Consider the following 22,774-nt stretch of genomic DNA (forward strand, 5'->3'; position numbering starts at 1 on the left):
ACGAGAATTTTAACGGATTCCTGCCGCTTGCTGTCGCCTGATCAGCGTGCTTTTTGATTCAACGGTAAAATCGCGGACTTTTCTATTGCAAAAAATCTCATGTCATTTGAATCTGATCAAGCTGCGACCAAAGCCGCGCTTAAAGTGGGAGCGCCCACCTGGTTCGGTGTCGGTGCATGGGGGCTGGTGGTCGGTGTCGCCATGATTAAGGCAGGGCTGAGTGTGCCGCAAGCTCTGGGAATGACGCTGATCGTCTTCGCCGGATCGGCGCAATTATCGTCGCTGCCTCTGATTGCGGCGCATGCCCCTTTATGGGTGATTTTTGTGACTGCCTTGGTGGTGAATTTGCGGTTTGTGATTTTTTCAGCGCTCTTGTCTCCGCATTTTTCCCACCTGCCGTGGCGCACCCGTGCGTGGCTCGGGTATTTATCCGGTGATTTTTCTGTCACTTTGTTCATTCAGCGTTTTCCTGAGTTCGCTGATGCAAAAGGGAAGCTAGCCTATCTGAAAGGCCTGATTTTTCCTAACTGGGCTTCCTGGCAAATCGGCTCCGTGATTGGTGTTCTGTTAGGTAGTCAGGTGCCAGCGAGCTGGGGACTGGGATTCGCTGGCACGCTGGCGATTCTCTGCATCATGTTGCCGTTAATGATGAACCATGCCGCGATAGTCGGGGTATTGGTTGCCAGTGTTGTTGCACTACTTGCATTTACTGTGCCGTATAAGCTGGGGTTGTTAATTGCTGTTATTGCAGGCATGGGGACGGCAATGTTGGTCGATGAATGGCGCGAATCACGTCGAGACCGGCAGAATGTAGAGGGCAAGCGATGAGCGCCGTTGATATTTGGATGGTTATTTTTTTATTGTTTCTGGCAACATTTATCGCCAGAAGCAGTTTTTGGCTGGCAGGGAACCGGATTCAATTACCCAAGCGCGTACAGGAAGCCCTGCGCTATGCGCCAGCCTGCGCGCTGGCTGCCATCATCGTTCCGGATTTATTGCTGACTAACGCGCAACTGGATGTCAGTTGGCATAATCCCCGTTTGATTGCCGGCGTACTTGCTACCGTCTTTTTTCTGATTCGTAAAGATATGCTGCAAACCATCATTTTTGGCATGCTGGTATTCACGCTGGCACGGCTTTATCTGTGAATTCGCGCGTACGTCACTGGTATGCATGCAATTAGGCCGGAAAACGCTGTAGCAGGCGCTGGGGCTTTGGTAAAATAGCGGTTTCATCCGCGTCAGCATCGATTCAAACCTGCAACAGTGAAGAAATACCTCGTTGCTGTTGCTTACGCTGGCCGGAACACTGCTTTTTAACCTTGCCACATAGACAACGATGCAATTCAACCGACTCAGCGATCTGATCGCAGCTAATCAGCTTCAAGGCAAACGTGTTTTTATCCGTGCCGATCTCAATGTGCCACAAGACGATAACGGGAATATCACCGAAGATACGCGTATCCGTGCTTCCGTACCTGCTATCGCACAAGCATTGCAAGCGGGGGCGGCTGTCATGGTGACGTCCCATCTCGGACGTCCGACGGAAGGTGAGTTCAAGCCTGAAGATACGCTGGCACCCGTTGCCGTGCGCTTGGCCGAGTTGTTGGGGGTACCTGTAACGCTGAAGCAAAACTGGGTAGACGGCGTTGATGTCGCTCCTGGTCAGGTGGTATTGCTGGAAAACTGCCGCGTCAACAAAGGTGAAAAGAAAAATGACGATGCGCTGGCGCAGAAAATGGCAGCGTTGTGCGATGTGTACGTGAACGATGCGTTTGGTACAGCACATCGCGCTGAAGCGACAACGCACGGCATTGCAAAATTTGCGCCGATTGCCTGCGCTGGTCCTTTGTTGTCCGCAGAATTAGATGCATTGGGCAAAGCACTGGGTCATCCGGCACGCCCACTGGTTGCAATCGTGGCAGGCTCCAAAGTCTCCAGTAAGCTGACTATCCTCAAATCGCTTGCAGATAAAGTTGATAACCTGATTGTCGGCGGCGGTATTGCAAATACCTTTATGCTGGCTTCTGGTCTGAAAATTGGCAAATCTCTGGCAGAAGCGGATCTGGTCGATGAAGCCAAAGCCATTATCGATATGATGGCAAAGCGTGGCGCTTCCGTACCTATTCCGACAGATGTAGTGTGCGCAAAAGAATTTGCTCCGACAGCAGTGGCAACGGTAAAAGCCGTTGCTGATGTCGCCGATGACGACATGATTCTGGATATCGGTCCGGTGACCGCGGCGCTGCTGGCAGAGCAAATCAAAAAAGCTGGCACTATCGTCTGGAACGGTCCGGTCGGCGTGTTTGAATTCGATCAGTTTGGTAACGGTACTAAGGTGCTGGCACAGGCCATTGCGGATTCCGCAGGGTTCTCGATTGCCGGTGGTGGCGATACACTGGCAGCCATTGCAAAATACAACATAGCCGATCGTGTTGGTTATATTTCTACCGGTGGTGGCGCTTTCCTCGAGTTTTTGGAGGGCAAGACTTTGCCAGCGGTTGAGATACTGTTGCAACGCGCGGCGAAATAAGAGTGTTTTGCTGCGAAGCTTGATCATCGTTTAGCTTCATCTTATAAAAAATAATTCAGGAGACCAGATGCTGCGTGCAACCAAGATCGTCGCCACCATAGGCCCCGCGTCTAACGATGTGGCCACTCTCAAACGCATGATTAAGGCGGGCGTAAATGTAGTACGCCTGAATTTTTCTCATGGTAAGGCGCAGGATCATATTGACCGTGCCGCGATGGTACGTCAGGCGGCGGCTGAATGTGGTTGTGAAGTCGCGATCATGGCAGACTTGCAGGGGCCTAAAATCCGTATCGGCAAGTTTGAAAATACGCGCATTGTGGTTGCTGATGGCGATAAATTCATTCTGGATGCCGATTGCAGTATCGGTAATCAGGAACGCGTCGGACTGGACTATAAAGCCTTGCCACGCGATGTGCGTGCAGGCGATATTTTGTTGCTCAACGATGGCCTGATCGTGCTGCAAGTTGAACGGATCGCCGGGAATGAGATTCACACCGTCGTCAAAATTGGCGGTGAGCTGTCGAACAATAAAGGAATTAATCGTCAGGGCGGTGGTCTGACGGCGCCAGCGTTGACGGTGAAAGACATGGAAGACATCAAGACAGCGATGTCCTTTCAGGCTGATTACGTCGCCGTTTCGTTTCCGAAAAATGCGACGGATATGGAAATGGCGCGGCACTTATCGAATATTGCTGGTGAAGCCTATAATCACAAGCCGATGATGATTGCCAAGATCGAGCGTTCAGAGGCGATCCCGGCATTGCAGGAAATTCTCGATGCCTCCGATGGCATCATGGTGGCGCGTGGTGATCTGGCGGTTGAAGTTGGTAATGCCGCTGTGCCTGCGTTGCAAAAGCGCATGATCAAGATGGCGCGCGCATCAAATAAACTGGCGATTACCGCGACCCAGATGATGGAGTCCATGATCGTGAATGCGGTGCCGACGCGTGCTGAAGTGTCCGACGTCGCTAATGCGGTACTGGATGGCACAGACGCAGTGATGGCATCGGCCGAAACGGCTTCAGGTAAATATCCGGTCGAGACGGTGGAAGCCATGTCGGCCATTTGTCTTGATGCCGAGAAATTTCAGGAATCCAAGCTCGATTCTGATTTTATGAATCTGGCGTTTACCCGTATTGATCAGTCGATTGCGTATGGTGCGTTATTTACGGCGCATCATCTGGGTGTTAAAGCGATCGTCGCTTTAACAGAATCTGGCTCCACGGCTTTGTGGATGAGCCGCCACAGCATTAATGTACCTTTGTTTGCGTTGACGCCGAGTATTGTCACCCAGCGTAAAGTCGCGCTGTACCGCAATGTCAGCACATTCAATTCGCCGTACTCAACGGATCGCGATGCCGTGTTGAAAGCAGCAGAAGCTGTTTTGCTGAAAAAAGGTTTCGTCAGTCAGGGCGATAAGATCGTCGTGACCTGGGGCGAACCTATGGGGCAGGTCGGCGGCACCAACGCAATGAAAATAGTGAAAGTCGGCGACAACTGAGTTTGCCAGGTTAAATTTTTTAATAGTACTTCTGGAGTTAATTATGCCTCTCGTATCCATGCGTCAATTGCTGGACCACGCCGCCGAAAACGGCTACGGTTTACCAGCGTTCAACGTCAATAATCTGGAACAAGTTACCGCGATTATGGAAGCCGCCAATGAAGTTGGCGCGCCTGTGATCATGCAAGCGTCTGCCGGTGCCCGTAAGTATGCCGGTGAAGCATTTCTGCGCCACCTGATCGAAGCTGCGGTTGAAGCGTATCCGCATATTCCTGTGGTCATGCATCAGGATCACGGACAATCGCCAGCTGTGTGTATGGCGGCGATTAAATCCGGCTTCACTTCCGTGATGATGGATGGTTCACTGATGGAAGACGGTAAATCGGTTGCCAGCTATGAATACAACGTGGAAGTGTCACGTGAAGTAGTGAAATTTTCCCACTCCATCGGTGTGACAGTCGAAGCCGAACTCGGCGTACTCGGCTCGCTCGAAACCATGATGGGCGACAAGGAAGACGGTCACGGTGCGGATGGCAAAATGACGCGCGAACAATTGCTGACAGACGTGCAGCAAGCCGCTGATTTCGTGAAACAAACTCAATGTGATGCACTCGCGATTGCGATTGGTACATCACACGGTGCGTATAAATTCTCGCGCAAGCCAACTGGCGATATTCTGGCGATTGACCGCATCAAAGAAATCCACGCGCGCATTCCTAATACCCATCTGGTGATGCACGGTTCTTCTTCTGTGCCGCAAGAATTACTCGAAGAAATCCGTCAGTTCGGTGGCGACATGAAAGAAACTTACGGCGTGCCAGTGGAAGAAATCGTGATCGGTATTCAGAATGGCGTGCGTAAAATTAATATCGACACTGACATCCGTCTGGCGATGACAGGTGCGATTCGTCGTCACATGTTTGAAAATCCGGGCAAATTTGATCCACGTGATTACCTGAAACCGGCACGCGAAGCGGCAAAACTGGTATGCAAAGCGCGTTATCTGTCTTTCGGCTGCGAAGGTCAGGCCGCGAAGATCAAGCCTATGCCACTCGAAAAAGTTGCTGAGCAATACAAAAAAGGCGCGTTGTCGCAGATCGTCAACTAAGCTGACGTCATATCTCAGGGCGCAGAGTATGCGCCCTGCGCATTTTTGCTGAATCAAAATTGTTGCGCCGTGAGGTGCTGAAAAAAATCATGACTACCCAAATTAATTCCACTCTTCATTCGCTGCCATTATTAGGTCGTGGCAAAGTTCGTGATAACTACGCTGTCGGCGACGACAAATTGCTGATCGTCACCAGCGATCGTTTATCGGCATTCGATGTCATCATGAATGAACCGATTCCGGATAAAGGCCGCGTCTTGAATCAGATGGCGAATTTCTGGTTTGAAAAGCTCGGTCATATCGTGCCGAATCATCTGACCGGCATCGCGCCTGAGAGCGTGGTGGCTGCCGATGAAGTCGCGCAGGTGCGCGGCCGTTCGGTCGTCGCAAAACGTCTGAAACCGATTATGGTGGAAGCGGTGGTGCGTGGTTATATCATCGGTTCCGGCTGGAAGGATTATCAGGACACTGGCGCGATTTGCGGTATCAGCTTGCCTGCCGGTTTGCCACAAGCTGCCAAACTGCCAGCACCGATTTTTACACCTGCGGCAAAAGCGGAAATGGGCGAGCATGACGAGAACATCAGTTTTGCAAAAACAGAAGAGTTAATCGGTAAAGAACTGGCTGCAAAAATCCGCGATATCAGTATTCAGCTGTACACCGAGGCGGCAGACTACGCGGCAACACGCGGCATTATCATCGCTGACACGAAGTTTGAATTCGGTCTGGATGACAATGGTGTCCTGCACCTGATGGACGAAGTGCTGACGGCGGATTCTTCGCGTTTCTGGCCTGCAGATTCGTACGCGACCGGCATTTCACCGCCATCGTTTGACAAACAATTTGTACGCGATTATCTGGAAACGATCACCAGCTGGAATAAAACCGCACCTGCACCGGCATTACCGGAAGACGTGATCCAGAAGACCGCGGCGAAATACCGTGAAGCGCTGGAGCGCCTGACTGGCGAGACTTTGAAGGCATAACATGACGCAAGCGAATAAAGTCGTAGTGGGCGTCGTGATGGGTTCCTCTTCCGATTGGGACGTGATGCAAAACGCCGTCGCCATTCTGAAGGAATTCGGTATTCCGTTTGAAGCTCAGGTGGTGTCTGCACACCGTATGCCGGATGAAATGTTCAGTTATGCGGAAACAGCGCGCGCACGCGGCATTCGTGCCATTATCGCTGGCGCTGGCGGCGCAGCACATTTGCCCGGCATGATTGCTGCAAAAACCATCGTGCCGGTGTTTGGTGTGCCTGTGCCATCCAAATACCTGCGCGGTGAAGATTCATTGCTGTCTATCGTACAGATGCCAAAAGGCATACCGGTAGCGACATTTGCAATCGGTGAGGCTGGTGCGGCGAATGCGGCGCTGGCGGCGGTGGCAATGCTGGCGACCAGTGATGAGACATTAGCGCAAAAGCTGATCGATTTTCGTGCCAGACAGACGCAAGTCGCACGGGACATGGTGTTGCCAGTCTGAAAATAGAGCAAGCATAGCCATTGCTCATCATCAGAGTTGCCGCGAGGGATGGTTTGTCAGAGATAATTTCTCTCGCGCAGCGTTTTGATCCGGCTATTTTTGCTTCATTTGTAGATAGTCGGCGTAGTAAGTCGCTTAATTCAGGCCATTCAGACTATACAGTCTGATCGGACCATTGAATCAGACTGACCTTAGTCAGCGGTCGCATCAGTCGCTTTATATACTCCGGGGGGGTATTTTTTAACCCCCTTTATTTTTGCCGACATTAGCTGGTTTTTTGCATTTTCAGGGGGGAGTATGTGATTTTCCCCACCTTATTCTCGTAATCGTTGGCGATGCACAGTCATCGCGTCACTTTCAGACAGACATCATGAATATCGACAAACAAGTACGTCCTCGACAAGCCCTGTTACCCAATACAGATAAAAGCTGTCTCGGCATTATGGGCGGCGGTCAGCTGGGTCGCATGTTTGCGCATGCCGCACAGGCCATGGGTTACAAGGTTGCCGTGCTGGAGCCTGAGGCCGGTTGCCCTGCTGCGCAAGTCGCCGAACATCATGTGCAGGCCGACTACGATAGCCCCGAAGGTCTGAAGGCCTTGCTGGCATTGACGAAACATATTTCCACGGAATTTGAAAACGTCCCGGCTGACAGCATGAAGGAACTGGCTTACGACGGTTTCGTGTCTCCTTCCGGCGATTGCGTGTCGATTGCGCAAGACAGGCTGATAGAAAAACGCTTTTTCACCCGTTGCAGTCTGCGCACCGGTATTTTTCCGACGCCGCACTGGGGCATTTCACGTAAGGAAGACGTGATCAGTGCAAAAGACGATTTGTTGCCTGGTATTTTAAAAACGGTGCGTCTTGGTTATGACGGCAAAGGTCAGGCGCGTGTCCGTAATCGCGAAGAACTGGCGGCGGCGCTTGTCAGCATGCGCGGTCAGCCCTGTGTGCTTGAGAAAATGCTGCCACTCGCGTATGAAATTTCGGTTCTGGTCGCACGAGGTGTCGATGGTCAGGCCGTGGTTTACCCTATCGCCGAAAACGTGCACCGCGATGGCATCCTGTTCACGACGCTGGCGCCGAGCCCGAGCGTGTCTGCCGATGTCGCTGGCGCTGCGCAAAAAGCGGCATTGACGATTATTGAAGAGCTTGGTTATGTCGGCGTGCTGTGCATAGAATTTTTTGTGCTGACCGATGGCACACTGGTTGTCAACGAAATGGCACCGCGCCCACATAACAGCGGCCATTATACGATTGATGCCTGCGTCACCAGCCAGTTTGAACAGCAGGTTCGTGCGCTCGCACAGTTACCGTTGGGCGATGTGCGTTTGCATTCCCCTGCAGCGATGCTGAATATTCTTGGTGATGTCTGGTTCAGCGGTAACAGCGACACACCACGCGAACCCGCCTGGGATCAGATACTCGCAATACCGGGCGCGCACTTGCACTTGTATGGTAAGACGGAAGCACGGCGTGCGCGCAAGATGGGACACATCACTTTTGTTGCGCCAACGATGGAACAAGCGCGGGCGGCGTTACATCAGGCCTGCGGCATTTTAGGTCTGGCAGCACCGGAGCAGGCATGAATGTAGTGGCATCAACACCCGACGCCATTGCCACAGCAGCGCTGGCGCTGGAGGCTGGTCGTCTGGTCGCATTTCCGACTGAAACCGTCTACGGGCTCGGGGCCGATGCCGAAAATCCGGCCGCAGTCGCTGATATTTATAAAGCCAAGGGGCGTCCATCGGATCATCCTGTGATCGTGCATGTTGCTCCCGGTGCCGATATCCGTTATTGGGCAAAAAATATTCCGCACGAAGCAGATCAATTGATCGCCGCATTCTGGCCGGGCCCGCTGACGCTGATTTTAAAACGCGCTGATCATATTCCGGATGCGGTTTCCGGTGGACAGGATACGGTCGGCATACGCTGTCCTTCGCATCCTGTGGCGCAACAATTATTGCGTGCTTTTAAAAATGGCAAAGGCGGTGTTGCCGCCCCTTCAGCAAACAAGTTTGGTCATGTCAGCCCGACTCTGGCGCAGCATGTGACCGAGGAATTTATGCAGGAAATTTTACCCGGCGGCCTGATTGCCGCTGTGCTTGACGGTGGTCAGAGCGAGGTCGGAATTGAATCGACGATCGTTGATCTGAGCCGCCTGGCGACGCACGGCCCCGTATTGCTGCGCCCGGGGCAGATCAGTAGCGCGCAGCTAGCCGAAGTGCTGGGCGTGACACCTGCCAGCCCTGATGCCGCTGCGCCGCGCGCTTCCGGCACCCTTGATGCCCATTACGCGCCGCAAACACCGGTGGTGCAGGTGGCGCTTGCTGATTTGGATAATGTTGCTGCGCAATTGCAGGCCAGAGGGAAAACGATCGCTTTGCTGAGTTACCAGTCACATCCCGGAATCGTGGCGCTGGCAATACGGCAGTTACCGGCAGATGCTGCTGGTTACGCCCATGATTTGTATGCCGGTTTGCGTGAACTGGATCATGCCCATGCTGATCTGATTCTGGTAGCAGCGATACCTCAGGATAAGGAATGGCTGGGTGTGAATGACCGCTTGCGACGCGCCGCGTTTGATTCACGTGATGTTTTACAGAAAATACTGCAAGCCTGAGTTGATGGCCTGAGTTGGGCGTTTTTGGTATTGGCGCGATTTATTTATAGATAATTTTCATCACCAGAATAAACATCGCCAGTGCCAGCGTTACTGCATTCGCGATGATGATGGGCCAGGCATGTAATAGTATTCCATAGACCATCCACATCAGCACGCCGCAAACCATGATCAGATACATGCCGGTGGAAACGCCTTCCGCACGTTTATGTTGCCAGGTTAACCAGGCTTGTGGCACAAAGGCACTGGTGGTCAGGCAGGCGGCGATATAGCCGATCATGTCGGATGTCAGTGTCGCCATAGCTGCTTATTTGGCGGATGCGTGGATAAACTGGCCACCGTGGAAAATCAGCGGCGCCTGTTGTGTGAATTCGCAATGTTCAACTTCGCCAACAAAAATGACGTGATCCCCTTCGGGATAGCGGCTGCGGTTATGGCATTCAAACCAGGCAGAGGCGCCTTTCAGGATAGGATGACCGGTACGCGACAGGGTGTATTCGACGCCCTCGAACCTGTCGGTTTTACGACTGGCAAACTGTTCCGCCAGCCACGCCTGTTGGTCGGATAGTACGTTAACCACGTAATGTGAATTGCCACTGAACACAGGCATGCTATTGGCGGCGTTACCGAGGCTCCATAAAACGAGTGGCGGCTCGAGTGAAACAGAATTGAATGAGCTGGCAGTGAGGCCGAGAAACTGTCCGTTTGCCAGCTTGGTGGTAATGACTGTTACGCCGGTCGCAAACTGAGACAGGGCGTGGCGGAAGTGGCGGGTATCAAAATCACGTTTTTCGGCGCGGGGAGAGCGGGTATGCATCAGTCATCCATCAATTTTTGCGACATTATCCCAGATTTTGCTATGGCCGTTGATCTGTGACAGGTATTCCCTCTCGGGGCGGGCGACTGTGGTAAACTTGCGCCCTTGTCAGAATCTGGATTCATACTTTAAGTAATTGATTCTTTTGGTTTTTTTATTTTATCTTAAGACTTGCAAAAAATGGCTCCGGCAGCTTGATCGCTTCGGATTACTCTCAGTGCATAGCCGTCGTCGCTATGCCCAGTCTGCCTAATTTTGCATCGGTCTTATCTTTGAATGAAGTGATAACTATGTTCCTGACTACAATTTGCCATCGCCTCAGTTTATTACTGATCTTGTTCGGTCTGACATGTTCAGTTTTTGCACAAGGCGTGACGCAACGTCAGTTTCCACCGAATACCATGCGTGGTGAACTCGATATGTCCTCGTATCCGGATATCCGTTTGAATGGAAAGCCGCGCTACCTGGCACCGTCCAGCCGCATATACAACGCGGATAATCTGATCGTGCTGGCTTCGACACTGGATGCGCCAAAAATTGTGGTGAATTACACGGAGAATTCTTTCGGTGATATTGATAAGGTCTGGATACTGACATCGGATGAGATGCCGAAACAATTACCCAAGCCAGAAGTCTGGGCACCGATACCATTTAAAAATCCGGAAATTAAGTAAGGTTCCACCAGCTGTCTTCTTGCTGTCAGCAGATGTCGCTTTGTTCGAGAATGCGAATCGGTTTTCCCGCGAGATGAGTTTGTGCATGATCGACTACAGCCGGAATCCGGTTATCGCCTGCGGCGTTGTTCATATTCAGAAAGCAGGCTGTTTTACAGAAAAAAATGATGCAAAAAAAAGTATTTATTAAAACCTTCGGCTGCCAGATGAATGAGTATGACTCAGACAAAATGGCAGACGTGTTGAATGCCGCCGATGGCATGGTAAAAACCGATACGCCTGATGACGCTGATGTGATTCTGCTGAACACCTGCAGCGTGCGTGAGAAAGCGTCCGAGAAAGTGTTTTCGGACTTGGGTCGTTTGCGTGAACTCAAGCGTAAAAGACCTGAGCTGCTGATCGGTGTCGGCGGCTGTGTCGCCTCGCAGGAAGGCGATGCCATCATCAAACGCGCGCCTTATGTTGACGTCGTATTTGGCCCGCAGACGCTGCACCGCTTGCCGCAACTGATCGATGCCCGCCGCTTGTCCGGCCGCTCGCAAGTCGATATCAGTTTTCCAGAAATTGAAAAATTTGATCACGTGCCACCGGCGAAGGTGGAAGGTGCCACGGCCTACGTTTCTATTATGGAAGGCTGCAGCAAATATTGCAGTTACTGCGTGGTGCCGTATACCCGTGGCGAAGAAGTGTCACGTCGTTTTGATGATGTGCTGGCTGAGGTGGCCGGTCTCGCTGCGCAGGGCGTTAAAGAAATTTCCCTGCTGGGTCAGAACGTGAATGCCTACCGTGGCGTGATGGAAGATGGCGAGATTGCTGACTTTGCCTTGCTGATTGAATATGTAGCTGAATTTCCGCAGATAGAACGGATTCGTTTCGTGACCAGCCATCCGAAAGAATTTACTCAGCGACTGATCGATTGCTACGCAAAAGTGCCGAAACTGGTGAACCACTTATACCTTCCTGCACAACACGGATCAGACCGTATTTTGTCAGCGATGAAGCGTGGCTATACCGCAATCGAATATAAATCTGTGCTGCGCCGTTTGAAGCAGGTGCGGCCTGAGATGTCGGTCTCGTCTGATTTTATCGTCGGTTTCCCTGGTGAGACAGATGAGGATTTCAATGCCCTGATGAAGCTGATAGATGATGTCGGTTTCGATAACAGCTTCAGCTTTATTTTCAGCCCGCGCCCGGGTACGCCAGCGGCCAATCTGGCCGATGACACGCCTGCGGAACTGAAGTTACGCCGCTTACAGACTTTGCAGGCGGTAATTGATGCGAATACCAAGAAATACAGTAACGCGATGATAGGTACCGTGCAACGCATTCTGGTGGATGGGCCTTCGGTCAAAGACCCGAACGAGTTGCAAGGGCGCACAGAAAATAATCGGGTAGTCAATTTTGCCGGCGGCAAAGAATTGATCGGCACGCTGGTAAATACGCGCATTACCGAATCCTATAATTATTCCTTGCGTGGTGAATTGATCGACGAGACTGTGACTGCATGATGGCAAAGACTCCGGTGCCTGTTTCTCATTTCATTCCACAACCGCTGGATAACACCCGCCTAGCCCATTTATGCGGCCCGCTGGACGAAAACTTGCGTCAGATTTCAGCTGCGCTGGATGTGACGATTTTCCGTCGCGGTGAAAAATTCATTATCAGCGGACATAACGCTGAACGGGCGTTGGCCTTGTTGGAACAGTTTTATCAAGTGGCGAAAAAGCCGGTATCGGTGGATGAAGTGCAGTTGGCCTTAGTTGAGCAAACGGCGCATCATAACCATAAAACGCCGACGCTGGCAGCGCTGGAAGAATCGCCGGAAGAAATAAACTCTGGTGAACTTGAAAGCCCTGTGCTGAAAACCCGCCGTAGTGATCTGCGTGGCAGAACACCGCACCAGACCCAGTATCTGCGGGCGGTGGTCGAACACGATATTACATTTGGCATTGGCCCTGCCGGTACCGGTAAGACTTATCTCGCCGTTGCATGCGCGGTGGATGCGTTGGAACGCGACGCTGTTAAACGGATTATTCTGACGCGCCCTGCGGTTGAGGCCGGTGAGCGTCTGGGTTTCTTACCGGGTGATCTGGCGCAAAAGGTTGATCCGTATTTGCGCCCTTTGTACGATGCCTTGTACGACTTGTTAGGTTTCGACCGCACTCAAAAAATGTTTGAGAAACAGGCGATAGAAATTGCGCCACTGGCTTATATGCGCGGTCGCACCTTGAATCACGCCTTCATTATTCTCGACGAGGCACAGAACACCACACCGGAACAAATGAAAATGTTCCTGACCCGTATCGGCTTTGGTAGCAAAGCCGTTGTCACCGGTGACGTCACGCAGGTGGATTTGCAGCGTGGTCAGAAAAGTGGCCTGATCGATGCTTGCCAGGTACTGAAAGACGTGCGTGGTATCGCTTTCACACAATTCACCAGCACCGATGTTGTCCGCCATCCTTTGGTCGGGCGTATTGTTGATGCTTACGAAACGGCGAATGCCGGTACCACTGCCCAGAGCGCGGCACTCGGTTTATTAAAAAATACGACTCAATTCAGTTCTGTACATCATGGCCGAAAAAAGTAATTCCAAACATAAACTGAGCTTATCAGTTCAATACGCAGACCCGCGCTTGCAAGCAATATTGCCGCGCCCTTTGTTGCGTAAAACAGTACAGGCTGCTTTATATTTTCCGGCAGAACTGACTTTAAGATTTGTCGATGCGGAGGAAGGGCAGATATTGAATCGCGATTATCGCGGTAAAGATTATGCGACCAACGTGCTGACGTTTGCGTACACCGAAGATGAGGATGCAGAAGTTACTCAGGCCGATATCATTCTGTGTACCGACGTGTTGCAGCGCGAAGCCAGCGAACAGAAAAAATCCGTCGTCGAGCATGCGCAGCATTTGATTGTTCATGGTGTGCTGCATGCACAGGGTTATGATCATGAGACAGATGAAGAAGCCGAAGAGATGGAAGCACTGGAGATCACCATTCTCGCCGGTTTAGGTCTTGCCAATCCTTATCAAGACTGAGCTTCAGTATGAAAATGCCGCGCTCTCACCCGCATCATGGCCGCCGTATCAGTATGGGCGGTCGTGATGTTGTCGCTTTTGGTCTCGACCGACATTATCTGCAGGACATTTATTTTTATGCGATGACATCGAGCTGGACGATGTTTTTTTTCGCTGCGGCAGTGGTGTATCTGATTTTCAATATGGTGTTTGCCGGTTTGTATGCGCTTGGCGATCATCCTGTCGCGAATCTGACCCCGGATAATTTTCTCGGATATTTTTTCTTCAGCGTAGAGACACTGGCGACGGTCGGTTACGGCAATATGCATCCGCAAACAGTGTATGCGCATGTGATTTCGTCTGTGGAAATATTTATCGGCATGGCCAGTGTGGCATTGACGACAGGTGTGATGTTTGCGCGCTTTTCGCGTCCGCGCTCGAATATTATTTTTGCCGATCACCCGGTTTGCCACATGGTTGACGGGCGACGATTGCTGATGATACGGCTGGCGAATGCCCGCATGAATATCATCAGTGAAGCATCAGCAAAGCTGCGTCTGGTCAAAAACCATGCTTCGCCCGAGACTGGCAGCTTCCGTAAAATTCTTGATCTGGAATTGGAGCGCGACCATCATCCTATCTTTAGTCTGGGGTGGACGGTGATACATGTGATCGACGAGTCCAGTCCTTTGTACGGTTATACCAAAGAACAACTGAATGAACTCAATGCGGCATTGGTGCTGAGCATAGAGGGACTGGATGAAATGACGAATCAGAGCCAGAGGGCGCGTCATTATTATCCGTGTTCATCGATACGCTGGAATCATCGCTATGTGGATATCTTAAAGTTTCACGGTGATACGCCGCATTTGCATTATGCAAAATTCCATGAATCCGAGAATCTGGATGACATACGCTGATTTATTGTCGTGTGTTGTCGTATTTTGCCGGCATGTGCAATGCAGACCGGCTTTAATGTAAATCTCGTCAATTGCTATTTGGTGGCTCTTTAGTAGACATTTAATACCCATCGGATAGCCGTCTTTTTGTGAAATAACAATCTGAACGCCTTAACAAAATTTTGGAATCAGGCGTATTTGTTGTATTCTGTAGGATTGAAACAACGGCGTCACGCCTCCTATGCAAGAGCACTCTAGTAAGGTCAGATCAACTGACCTTAAACCCCACAGGTCATTGTTTGAACGATTGACCGCATTCATATCCCCCGAACCTGAAAATCGCGCTGAACTGTTAGAAGTTCTGACCGATGCACAAGAACGCAATCTGATCGATGCTGATGCACTGGCAATGATAGAAGGCGTATTCCAGGTATCTGATCTTTCAGCTCGCGATATCATGGTGCCACGCGCGCAAATGGACGTTGTCGATATTTCCCGCCCGCTGGAAGAATGGATGCCGGAAGTATTGCGTACGGCGCATTCGCGTTTCCCTGCGATTGATGGTGATCCGGAAAAAGTGGTCGGGATTCTGCTGGCGAAGGATTTGCTCCGCTATTACGCAGAAGAAGTGTTTGATGTGCGGGATATGCTGCGCCCCGTTATTTACATACCTGAATCAAAGCGTCTGAATGTCCTGTTGCGCGACTTCCGTGCCAACCATAATCACATGGCGATGGTGGTTGATGAATATGGTGGCGTCGCCGGTGTTATTACGATTGAAGATGTGCTGGAACAAATCGTCGGCGACATTGACGATGAATATGATTTCGATGAAGAAGAAGACAATATTCTGGCGCTGGAAAATAAAGGTAATGGCAAACGCTGGCGCATCAAAGGTCTGACTGAGCTTGAGCAGTTCAACAGTGTTCTCGGTGTGCATATGCCGGGTAATGAGTTGGAAAGTATCGGTGATTTTCTGATACGCCATCTCGGACAAGTACCGCATAAAGGCGATGAGTTTGAAATCGGTAATTTACATTTTGAGGTATTACGTGCCGATGCCGTTGAGGTGCAGATTTTGCAGGTGGAGCAGCGGCCAGCAAACTTGTTGAAAGAATGAGGCTGGTTTGCTGAAACGATTGTCACCAGCGGTTTTGCTTTCCACTTTGTCTTTCCGTTCAGTGCTGCTGGTGATGGCGCTGGCGGGCGTGGTGACCGTTGCGGCCTTTGCCCCATTCGGTTTCTGGCTGGGGCAATTGCTGAGCATGACCTTATTCGCTTCTTTGCTGCTCCGGCCAGGACAGCAGGCATTTTCTATTCGCCAGTCTGCCGTGCTGGCGTGGGTATTCAGCTTCGCCAGCCTGTTTACTGCAACCAGCTGGTTGTTAGTCGCGATGACGCGTTATGGTGGCATGCCAATCTTTCTTGCTGTTATTGCGCTTGCCTTACTGGCATCCTATCTGGCGTTGTTTGCCGCTTTGTGTGCGGCAACGCTAGTCTGGCTGCGGCAACGTTGGCAAGTCAATTCCACAATCTGTGCCGTATTGTTATTTCCTGCTTTATGGTTGCTGAGCGAATGGCTGCGTGGCTACTTGTTCACTGGCTTTCCGTGGGCAATTATCGGCTATGCACATACTGCCAGTCCGCTTGCTGGCTATGCGCCTGTGCTTGGCGTTCTCGGGCTGGGCTGGCTCGTCGCCCTCTGCGCAGGTGGATTAAGTTTGATGATCTTTACGGACAGCAGGCATGTGCGCTTGTTGATTCCTGTCACTGTCATCGTGCTGTTTGGTGGCGGTCAGTATCTGCGCACGATCGCATGGACTCAGCCCCAGGGCCAGCCTCTGACTATCAATCTGATACAGGGCAATGTTGAACAGGATAAAAAATTCGATCAGGATCACCTGAATGATTCTCTGCATTTGTACCATGATCTGATACTGCAATCGAAAGCGGATCTGGTCGTCACACCGGAAACGGCATTGCCGATGTTGTCATCGCAATTGCCGCCGGATTATTTACCCACCATTAATGCGTTTGCACAAAAAAATCAGAGTGCAGTGGTGCTCGGTGTAGCCGCACACGACGGCGGCAGTCGCTATGCGAACAGCGTTTTAGGTTTCTCGCCATCTTATGAGCAGCAAGCCTATCGCTATGACAAACATCATCTGGTGCCTTTCGGTGAATTTATTCCTTTCGGTTTTCGTTGGTTTGTTGATCTCATGCATATTCCTTTAGGTGACTTTACTAAGGGGAATGTGATACAGGCACCGATGCAGGTAAGGGATCAGTTTGTATTGCCGAATATCTGTTATGAAGATCTGTTTGGAGACGAAATCGCAGCACAACTGGCTTCACAAAACAGTTCAGGTAAAAACGTTGCCAGCCTGTTGCTGAATGTCTCGAATATGGCATGGTACGGTGATTCGATTGCGATCCCTCAGCATTTGCAGTTTTCCATGATGCGCGTTCTGGAAACAGGGCGTCCTATGCTGCGGGCGACAAATACTGGTGCGACGGCGGTGATTGACGTTGGTGGGCGGTTGGTAGCGCAACTGCCCTACCTGCAGCAGGGGATATTGCAGGCGACAGTACAGGGGCGGCAAGGCGTGACGCCGTATATACGTTGGGGTAATGCGCTCGTGATGTTGCTGGCACTGTGCGGTCTGATACTTGCAGCTTATTTGACCCGCAGGTCTGCGCGTTTATGTCAGCGAGAGTCCTGACGCCCTGACGCGCTGACGCGCTGTCTGTAAGCACTGTAGATTTTGAAATAAAAAATGCCGCCGATTTGTTAAAACGGGCAGCATTTTTTTGAGTAACTTCATCCTTCTGATACCTTACTGCGTCATTGCAATTTCGCAGCGAATCAGGCTTTCTTGCTGTTGGTTTCTATATCGGCCAGGCATTCTTTACCGCGCTGACTGATTTCATGCAGTCCGGATTCGGGATTGATTTGTATGTGTCCCTTTTTTTCCAGAAATATAGCAACAGGCCCGGACAGCTTGGTTCCAGCGTCATTGGCAATGGCACGCAGACCATCGATACATTGTTTGATGAACAAAACCTGACGACCATTCTCAGTGAGTTCCAGGCTGCCGTCCTTACGGTACGCGACCAGTTTGATGCCGGTCAGACGTTTCGTGTTTCTGCCTATGCAGGCGTTAGGTTTAACGTTTTTAGGCAGTTTGCTGATCTGTTCCAGAGCATCGTATTCATCAATACTTAATTTGTGATTCATTGTGGCTTTCTTTTTCGGGATGTCGCTGAACTGAAGCTGTCAGCGACGATATTTACTGCAATTATTGCCAATATCCCCAGATCAACGGGCATGCGCCGCACCAGTCTGGCAGAGATATTTTCGAATGGGAATATATCATAGCACCACCCACTTTCCCGGTTTTGCCCCGGAATCATGGAATTCAAATTTTTCGGTGTCAGTCCATTGCTGGAGCATGTGCTAAGTCAATTTGCGATAACTTAGCTAAACGAGAAATAAATCGCGGAAAGTAGTTGAACTACATTTGCTAATTTGTTTTTTGTGGAAGAAACGCAACGAGGCAATACCTTATCTACTCTCAGTTTTCTCTTGAATTTGAGAGTTGAAGTAGTTTTTTGTAGTCTCCGTTTGACAAATAATCTAGTTTTAGTACAAAATTGTTTTCGGAACGTTGGGTTCTGAGTGCACTTTGAAACAAAGTATCACTCCTGAGGTGTAGGTCAAATATAAGAGTGAGGGGACATTAAATGAAGCACGCTATGCAGAAGCGCGAGCATGGGCAGGATTTTGCGCGCCCGGGTTTTAAGTTGAGTCCTGTTGCGGCAGGTTGTGCAGTGTTGGTCTTGAGTCTGACCGGTATTGCACATGCGCAGCAGACTGCAGAAAACACTGTCGTTGTTACCGGTATACGCAAAGGTATCGAAGATGCGATCAGTGTGAAAAAAAATTCCAATTCCATCGTCGAAGCGATTTCTGCTGAAGATATCGGCAAATTGCCCGATACCAGCATCGCCGAATCGATTGCCCGCTTGCCAGGTTTATCCGCGCAACGTGTAAATGGTCAGGCACAACAAATCAGTATCCGCGGCACCTCCGGCGATTTGTCGACGGTCACACTGAATGGCCGCGAACAAGCCAGCACCAGCGCCAGTCGTGTGGTTGAATATGACCAGTATCCTTCCGAACTGATTAATGGCGTGACTGTCTATAAAACTGCAGATTCATCTCTGGTCGGACAAGGTTTGTCAGGCACGGTTGATCTGCAGACCGTGAAGCCGCTGGCATTTGGCGGACGCACTATTTCCCTCAATGCACGTGGCGAGAAAAATTCTCTCGGCAGCGAAAGCCCGGGCGCTCCAAGTACCGGCAATCGTTTCAGCGCATCCTACATTGATCAGTTTGCGAACCGTACCATCGGTCTGGCTGTCGGCGTCGCGCACAGCGATAAACCGAACGTCAATAATTTCTTTGAAACCTGGAACTGGGTTGAAGGAAATAACGGCGTTCCTGCAGGCGTTAAAGCACCGCAAGGTGTGAAGGGTCTGGCCATTACAGGTAATTCCAAACGTGATGGCGTGATCGGCGTACTCGAATGGCGGCCATCGAAAAATTTCATTTCGACGCTGGATACTTACTATTCCAAGCTGTCACAAAATGAAATTCGCCGTGGCGTGGAAGTGCCATTGGAAAGCTGGTCCGGTGCGAATTTCTCTAACCTGAATATTGTGAACGGACTCGCCGTTGGCGGTACGATCAACGCCAGCCCTGTGATCCGGAATAACTGGTTCACCAAAGAGAGTGATATCAAAGCATTTGGCTGGAATAATAAATTCACCGTTGATCAATGGACTGCCGTTGCCGATTTCAGCCATTCATCGGCAAACATTCATGAAAAACTCATAGAGATCAACTCTGGTCGCAGCGCAGGGAATATTGCCTACAATTATCTGAATGGACGTGACATTCCTACCTTTACTTTTGCGGATAGTCTTTCTGATCCTTCTGCGATCAGCATAGGCGGCAAATATGGTGATGGTTACGTGAATGTTCCATCGTTGAGTGACAAGCTCAATTCCATCCGTTTCAGCCTGAAGCGCGATTTCACCGATGGCTTTATCTCTAGTGCAGAAGTCGGCGTGAATTATTCCAAACGTGAAAAGACGAAAGAGCATCTGGAAACCGGCTTCGATAAAATCGGCACAGGGTCGTTTTCTCCCAGCGTTTTGTACAACCCTCAGGACCTCAGTTTTATTGGCTTACCAAGCACGCTGAGCTGGGATATTCCGGGCGTTTTGTCTTCTAATTTCGGCCCCTACAAAGCCGCAGTCCTGAATCCATGGGGCGCGACGAAAAACTGGTCACTTACAGAAAAAGTCACGACCGGTTATGCGAAGCTGAATCTGGAAACCATGGTGTCGAATATTCCTTTGTCGGGTAATGTTGGTGCGCAGGTCGTGCGTACTGATCAGTCCTCGACATCGAATGCTTTGTTGTCTTGGCCTATCGCTGCGCTGGTGCCTATCACTGATGGTAAAACTTATACCGACGTTTTACCTAGCGTGAATCTGGCGGCTAATTTGCCTGGTGATCAGGTAATCCGTTTTGGTATCGGTAAATCGATCGCCCGCGCTAAGCTCGATGAGCTGAATGCGGCGCGTGAAGTCGGTTTGTCTAACGGCAAAACCGGAACACCGAGCGGTAACGGTGGTAATGCGCAGCTTGATCCATGGAAGGCAGACTACATCGATCTCTCTTACGAAAAATACTTCGGCAAGAAAGCCTATGTATCTGCAGCAATATTCCATAAAAACCTGAAATCATATATCTACAAGCAAACGACACCTTATGATTTCTCGGCCATGAATATTGCAGGTGCGACGACAAACATTGGTACATTTACCCAGCCTATCAATGGTCAGGGCGGTAAGCTCGAAGGTCTGGAACTAGCGGCATCTCTGCCATTGGATTTGTTGACTCCGGTATTAGATGGCTTTGGATTGACAGCCAATCTGTCGTTGACGAACAGCGCTATCTCTATCAAAGACAGCCGTTTCGGTAGTCAGAGCGTGCCTTTGCCAGGCCTGTCGAAGAGCGTTGCAAATATTACGGCCTACTATGAAAAGAACGGCTACTCTGCACGTATCAGCCAGCGCCGCCGTAGCGATTTCGTTGGCGAAATCGGTGGTCCCGGTGGACAGAACGAGTTGACCTTTGTGAAGGCGGATAATGTCGTCGATCTGCAACTTGGCTATGATTTCTCCAGTGGATTTGCGAAAGGTGCATCGTTGCTGTTCCAGGTGAATAATCTGACCGATACCGCGTTCCAGACGTATTCCGGTTCGCCTGATCGTCCACGCGGCTACCAGAAGTATGGTCGCCAGATGTTTGTCGGTATCAATTACAAAATGTAATTGCCCCGGAAATTCAACACTGTAGTGAATCTGACCCTTCTCTGACGCATGCCGGAGAAGGGTTTTTCAGCATGGTTGTTATCGTTGCCATCGTCTGAAAAACATTCAAGCATAAAATGTGAAGACTTTGCGATCGCCATGCCAGATTTCATCCGGCCTCACACATAATACGGGGACACCAAGATGCCTAGTTTGACCAATAAACCCCTGCTGTCTTTCTGGCAGCTGTGGAATATGAGTTTCGGTTTTTTTGGAATTCAATTCGGGTTTGCATTACAGAACGCCAATACCAGCCGCATATTTTCAACTCTGGGAGCCAGCCCTGATGATCTTCCCTTATTCTGGCTGGCGGCACCCGTCACCGGTTTGCTGGTGCAACCAGTGATAGGTTATCTCAGCGATCACACTTGGCATCCTACATGGGGACGTCGGCGGCCATTCTTTTTTATCGGCGCACTTCTAGCCTCGCTGGCCTTGTTTCTGATGCCGAATTCTTCTGCGTTATGGATGGCCGTCCTGGTGCTGTGGCTGATGGATGCGGCGATCAATGTGTCGATGGAGCCGTTTCGCGCCTTCGTTGGCGACAAGCTGAATCCGGAACAGCAGACAGCAGGATTTGCGATGCAGACTTTTTTCATCGGTTGCGGCGCGGTCATTGCATCATTGCTGCCAACCCTGTTTTCAGACGTGTGTGGTTTCAGTAATGAATCAATGAACGGTACGATCCCTGAAACTGTCCGCTATTCATTCTATGCTGGTGGTGCTATCTATTTTATCGCAGTGATGTGGACGGTATTTTTCAGTCACGAATTGCCACCGGCAGATCTGCAGGCGTTTCAGGCGGCGCGGCAGAAAAAGGTTGGGATTGCTAATGTACTCAAAGAGATCATGGCCGGTTTTCGCCAGATGCCGCAGACCATGGTGCAACTGGCGATCGTGCAGTTTTTTACCTGGATTGCTTTGTTTTCGATGTGGATTTACACCACGTCTGCCGTGGCCGACAACGTATTCGGTACGACGGATTCTCATTCCGTATTTTTTCAGGATGCCGGAAACTGGGTAGGAACGATGTTTGCCGTCTACAACGGCGTCTCGGCACTGGCAGCATTTTTGCTACCGGTTTTCGCCCGCCTGACCAGTAAAAAAACGGTGCATCTGACTTGTCTCGTGCTCGGTGGCATGGGCTTGATGAGTATGTTCCTGATCACCCAGAAAGAATGGCTGCTGCTGCCTATGATCGGGGTCGGTGTTGCATGGGCCAGTATTCTGACTATGCCATATTCGATACTTGCGTCAGCACTGCCTGCCGAAAAGATGGGCTACTACATGGGCGTGTTCAACTTCTTTATTGTGATCCCACAAATTGTCAGCGGCTTATTGTTAGGCTTTGTGACGAAGACTTTCTTTCATGGACATACCATGCAAACGCTGGTGCTTGGTGGCGCATGCATGATATTGGCGGGTTTGCTGACGCTGATCGTGAAAGATGAGTCGCACAGATAAACACCGATACTGGTCTGAAAAAATTACCTTTGTTCTCGTCTGATTTTTGATTGTATTACGCTGATTTGAATTCAGGTTGCGGTGTCTCCAATCTCCTCTGGCGCAACCTGATACTTTTCTTTCGTCTGCGCCCCGATTCCGCATTGACCGGTAAGAGCTACGCCATGAAAAAAAATTTCCTGTTTTGTATTCCCATTTTGTTTCTGTG

General features: G+C 50.6%; 21 protein-coding genes. 18 read left to right on the forward strand and 3 right to left on the reverse strand.

What is annotated here, in order from left to right; all coding sequences use genetic code 11:
- Positions 1 to 99: 99 nt before the first annotated feature.
- The 9 genes from KDM87_RS04215 (at position 100) to KDM87_RS04255 (ending at position 9,248) form a co-directional block, all read left to right on the forward strand.
- Positions 100 to 828 (forward strand): AzlC family ABC transporter permease, encoded by a 729-nt coding sequence (locus KDM87_RS04215; protein WP_212677868.1) that lies wholly within the window; start codon positions 100 to 102, stop codon positions 826 to 828.
- Entirely contained in the window at positions 825 to 1,148 is a 324-nt protein-coding gene (locus tag KDM87_RS04220) for an AzlD domain-containing protein (RefSeq protein WP_186896532.1), read from the forward strand. The genes KDM87_RS04215 and KDM87_RS04220 overlap by 4 nt, the downstream gene beginning before the upstream one ends.
- Before the next feature lie 190 nt (positions 1,149 to 1,338).
- Positions 1,339 to 2,532: a phosphoglycerate kinase gene (locus KDM87_RS04225; RefSeq protein WP_212677869.1), complete on the forward strand. Its 1,194-nt coding sequence runs from the start codon at positions 1,339 to 1,341 to the stop codon at positions 2,530 to 2,532.
- Between the two features lie 67 nt (positions 2,533 to 2,599).
- The gene (gene pyk, locus KDM87_RS04230) at positions 2,600 to 4,033 is read left to right on the forward strand and encodes a pyruvate kinase (RefSeq protein ID WP_212677870.1); all 1,434 of its coding nucleotides are present in this window, start codon (positions 2,600 to 2,602) and stop codon (positions 4,031 to 4,033) included.
- A 43-nt stretch (positions 4,034 to 4,076) separates the two neighbouring features.
- Positions 4,077 to 5,141: a class II fructose-bisphosphate aldolase gene (gene fba, locus KDM87_RS04235; RefSeq protein WP_212677871.1), complete on the forward strand. Its 1,065-nt coding sequence runs from the start codon at positions 4,077 to 4,079 to the stop codon at positions 5,139 to 5,141.
- A gap of 89 nt (positions 5,142 to 5,230) precedes the next feature.
- On the forward strand, positions 5,231 to 6,127 hold the full coding sequence (locus tag KDM87_RS04240) for a phosphoribosylaminoimidazolesuccinocarboxamide synthase (RefSeq protein WP_212677872.1): 897 nt from the start codon (positions 5,231 to 5,233) through the stop codon (positions 6,125 to 6,127).
- 1 nt (position 6,128) lies between these two features.
- Entirely contained in the window at positions 6,129 to 6,626 is a 498-nt protein-coding gene (purE, locus tag KDM87_RS04245; RefSeq protein WP_212677873.1) for a 5-(carboxyamino)imidazole ribonucleotide mutase, read from the forward strand.
- A 370-nt stretch (positions 6,627 to 6,996) separates the two neighbouring features.
- A complete protein-coding gene (locus KDM87_RS04250; RefSeq protein WP_212677874.1) occupies positions 6,997 to 8,214 on the forward strand; it encodes a 5-(carboxyamino)imidazole ribonucleotide synthase in 1,218 nt (405 codons plus the stop codon).
- A complete protein-coding gene (locus tag KDM87_RS04255; protein WP_212677875.1) occupies positions 8,211 to 9,248 on the forward strand; it encodes an L-threonylcarbamoyladenylate synthase in 1,038 nt (345 codons plus the stop codon). The genes KDM87_RS04250 and KDM87_RS04255 overlap by 4 nt, the downstream gene beginning before the upstream one ends.
- Positions 9,249 to 9,288: 40 nt before the next feature.
- Here the strand turns inward: KDM87_RS04255 and KDM87_RS04260 are convergent, their stop codons facing one another.
- Positions 9,289 to 9,549, reverse strand: coding sequence for a SemiSWEET transporter (locus KDM87_RS04260; protein WP_212677876.1), 261 nt, complete (start codon positions 9,547 to 9,549; stop codon positions 9,289 to 9,291).
- A 6-nt stretch (positions 9,550 to 9,555) separates the two neighbouring features.
- Positions 9,556 to 10,065, reverse strand: a complete 510-nt coding sequence (locus KDM87_RS04265; RefSeq protein WP_212677877.1) for a flavin reductase family protein — start codon at positions 10,063 to 10,065, stop codon at positions 9,556 to 9,558.
- Between the two features lie 290 nt (positions 10,066 to 10,355).
- On the opposite strand from KDM87_RS04265, the gene KDM87_RS04270 reads away from it, so the two are divergent.
- The 7 genes from KDM87_RS04270 to lnt all read left to right on the forward strand — a co-directional run bounded on the left by KDM87_RS04270 (position 10,356) and on the right by lnt (position 17,378).
- The gene (locus tag KDM87_RS04270; protein ID WP_212677878.1) at positions 10,356 to 10,739 is read left to right on the forward strand and encodes a hypothetical protein; all 384 of its coding nucleotides are present in this window, start codon (positions 10,356 to 10,358) and stop codon (positions 10,737 to 10,739) included.
- 167 nt (positions 10,740 to 10,906) lie between these two features.
- On the forward strand, positions 10,907 to 12,247 hold the full coding sequence (gene miaB, locus KDM87_RS04275) for a tRNA (N6-isopentenyl adenosine(37)-C2)-methylthiotransferase MiaB (protein ID WP_212677963.1): 1,341 nt from the start codon (positions 10,907 to 10,909) through the stop codon (positions 12,245 to 12,247).
- Positions 12,244 to 13,326, forward strand: a complete 1,083-nt coding sequence (locus KDM87_RS04280) for a PhoH family protein (RefSeq protein ID WP_212677879.1) — start codon at positions 12,244 to 12,246, stop codon at positions 13,324 to 13,326. Before miaB ends, KDM87_RS04280 begins: the two co-directional genes overlap by 4 nt.
- Positions 13,310 to 13,777, forward strand: a complete 468-nt coding sequence (gene ybeY, locus KDM87_RS04285; protein WP_212677880.1) for an rRNA maturation RNase YbeY — start codon at positions 13,310 to 13,312, stop codon at positions 13,775 to 13,777. Before KDM87_RS04280 ends, ybeY begins: the two co-directional genes overlap by 17 nt.
- Positions 13,778 to 13,785: 8 nt before the next feature.
- Entirely contained in the window at positions 13,786 to 14,676 is an 891-nt protein-coding gene (locus KDM87_RS04290; protein WP_212677881.1) for an ion channel, read from the forward strand.
- A gap of 220 nt (positions 14,677 to 14,896) precedes the next feature.
- Positions 14,897 to 15,775: an HlyC/CorC family transporter gene (locus KDM87_RS04295; protein WP_212677882.1), complete on the forward strand. Its 879-nt coding sequence runs from the start codon at positions 14,897 to 14,899 to the stop codon at positions 15,773 to 15,775.
- A gap of 7 nt (positions 15,776 to 15,782) precedes the next feature.
- Positions 15,783 to 17,378 carry an apolipoprotein N-acyltransferase gene (gene lnt / locus KDM87_RS04300; RefSeq protein WP_230407564.1) on the forward strand — a complete coding sequence of 532 codons (1,596 nt, stop codon included), beginning with the start codon at positions 15,783 to 15,785 and terminating at the stop codon, positions 17,376 to 17,378.
- A gap of 143 nt (positions 17,379 to 17,521) precedes the next feature.
- On the opposite strand, the gene KDM87_RS04305 is transcribed toward lnt, so the two are convergent.
- On the reverse strand, positions 17,522 to 17,893 hold the full coding sequence (locus KDM87_RS04305) for a hypothetical protein (protein ID WP_186896545.1): 372 nt from the start codon (positions 17,891 to 17,893) through the stop codon (positions 17,522 to 17,524).
- A gap of 506 nt (positions 17,894 to 18,399) precedes the next feature.
- On the opposite strand from KDM87_RS04305, the gene KDM87_RS04310 reads away from it, so the two are divergent.
- Both KDM87_RS04310 and KDM87_RS04315 read left to right on the forward strand, forming a co-directional pair.
- Complete coding sequence (locus tag KDM87_RS04310) at positions 18,400 to 21,063, forward strand: TonB-dependent receptor (RefSeq protein WP_230407565.1); 2,664 nt, start codon at positions 18,400 to 18,402, stop codon at positions 21,061 to 21,063.
- Positions 21,064 to 21,246: 183 nt separating this feature from the next.
- Positions 21,247 to 22,566, forward strand: coding sequence for an MFS transporter (locus KDM87_RS04315; RefSeq protein ID WP_212677883.1), 1,320 nt, complete (start codon positions 21,247 to 21,249; stop codon positions 22,564 to 22,566).
- Positions 22,567 to 22,774 lie beyond the last annotated feature (208 nt).

This window comes from Cognatundibacterium rivi (assembly GCF_018139565.1).
GTDB lineage: Bacteria > Pseudomonadota > Gammaproteobacteria > Burkholderiales > Burkholderiaceae_D > Undibacterium > Undibacterium rivi.